The organism is Prevotella sp. MGM1, assembly GCF_002933775.1.
Classification (GTDB): domain Bacteria; phylum Bacteroidota; class Bacteroidia; order Bacteroidales; family Bacteroidaceae; genus Prevotella.
On sequence record NZ_BEWV01000013.1, the window covers coordinates 1 to 1,985 of the forward strand.

3 protein-coding genes are annotated in these 1,985 nt (G+C 37.6%); all 3 read right to left on the reverse strand.

Annotated features, from left to right (window positions below):
• Positions 1 to 31 precede the first annotated feature (31 nt).
• Positions 32 to 1,120, reverse strand: coding sequence for a Fic family protein (locus MoGM_RS00100; RefSeq protein WP_016212962.1), 1,089 nt, complete (start codon positions 1,118 to 1,120; stop codon positions 32 to 34).
• 37 nt (positions 1,121 to 1,157) lie between these two features.
• Positions 1,158 to 1,409 (reverse strand): hypothetical protein, encoded by a 252-nt coding sequence (locus MoGM_RS00105; RefSeq protein WP_016212963.1) that lies wholly within the window; start codon positions 1,407 to 1,409, stop codon positions 1,158 to 1,160.
• An 18-nt stretch (positions 1,410 to 1,427) separates the two neighbouring features.
• On the reverse strand, positions 1,428 to 1,985 hold a 558-nt coding region (locus MoGM_RS00110), incomplete at its 5' end, for a restriction endonuclease subunit S (protein ID WP_199181746.1).

Consider the following 1,985-nt stretch of genomic DNA (forward strand, 5'->3'; position numbering starts at 1 on the left):
ATATTCTTTCCACTGTTCCATAAATGAGAATTTAGCTGTTTAAATCATTCGTTATAATCTCCCAAAAGCCATTTCTTTTACCATTTTTGCGCTCTATGATACCTTTTTCGGTCAAATTTACGGTAATGGTCTTCACTGTTCTCTCAGATTTGCCTATATGCGCTGCAATTTCTTTTTGCGTGGCTTTAGGCTGTTCTCGCAAGAAGTTCAGTACGGCAATTTCTTCTAAAGTGCAATTTAAAGTGCAAATATTGCACTTTGGAGAGACTTCTTTTATCGTGTTTGCACTTTGAATGTCTTGGGCAGAAAGTTCTTGCACAAGCATTGCTCGGTTCTTTAGTTCGTTATGCTCGGAAAGAATAAGGTTTCTAAAGAACGCTTCGATATATTCGGTGGTAGCGTAAATACCTTTGCTCAAGTTGTTATAATTTGCTCGAACCAAAGCGTTACGAAAATACCAAGAGTGATTGGCAAACGCTTCATTGCTGATGTCGAAGCCAAACGTGCGCAGGTATTTGATTGTAAACACTGCCGTTGTACGGGTATTTCCCTCACCGAAAGCGTGAATCTGCCAAACTCCGGAAATAAACTTAGCGATGTGTGTGATAGCATCATTGATGTTCAAATCCTTATAGCTAAAATTCTTTTCCTGCATGAAATCGAAATCAAGCGTTTCACGTATACTGTCGGCACTGGCATAAAGTACAGTTTCGCCTTTCAGCACCCATTCCTTTTTGGTGATATTGTAATCCCTGACCTTTCCTGCAAATTTATAGATGCCTTGGAACAGGCGGCGATGAATGGTGATATACTCAACGGGCGAAAATGTAAACGTCTTCTCCGATAATATTTCGGCAATACGTGCTGAAACCTTATCGGCTTCTTCTGTTCTGTCTTCGATGTCTGCTCTAACGGTCTTTGATTGATAATAACTATCTATAAGCTGTTTGGCTTCTTCGATAGTTATATCGCCCTCAATATGCTGACGTGCCGTTTGTATCAGATATTCCGAGGGCTTCAAGGCATCCACCGCCTGCAATCCGATGGCTGTTTGCCAAGCATAGCCTTTTTCTCTTTTTTGAGGCTCACCTTGTCTTATATATTCTTCAAAGTCATTCATAACATAATATAGTAGTTTGACTACAAATGTTCGTAGCCTATTGTACTTCGTTTATGTAGTTTTCAATCTCATGATTCCATCTTATTGTAACCACATCGTTCTTTGTCTCAGGATAGAAATAAATAGAATCTTTCTCAGAGGAAAGATGTTTTGCTTCTATTGAGAACTTGCGTACCCTTTCGCCATCATTGATGTTGACAATCAAAAGATCAAATTCAGAGTTGTTTCCATATTTCACCCTACATTTTTGACTCTTTCCTATATTCCTATTTATTATCTTTTCAATCATATTGTTTTGCCTAAATGATTAATAATCAAGACTTATATTCCCTGCCATAAGTTTTGGGAGAAGTGTATCTCTTAATGTAGCCAAACGACAGTTTTCTGTATTGTTCTCATCAATCTTATGGTAATAAGTTGAAACGACATTATTGTATAGCTGTATTTGAGATAAATCTAAGTTTGGAATTTCAATATCTCCAATATGCTTAGGATAAATGTGGGGTTGTGCAGAACCAGTTTGTGCCTCAAATATATTCTTTTGCTTATATTTCAATAGATTATACCAAAAATACACATAAGGTGTTACGGAACTATCTATATATGATGAATCAGCAGACCATACGGGAATTCCCCAAAGATTTACGAAACCAGCATTCGCACCAGAAGCGGATATTGTGATTACAGGAGCATCTGTGTTTGCTGTATTATGATAAGCTGAAGGATTTAGGCCTCCTGCAACTACAGGAACGTTACCACCCGTAGCTTCTGATGTTAGCAGATTTTTACCTCTAATTGGCATAAAATAATCCGCTATTTTATCCCCTGAATATATGGCATTTTCAATAAACCAAGACTTGAACAA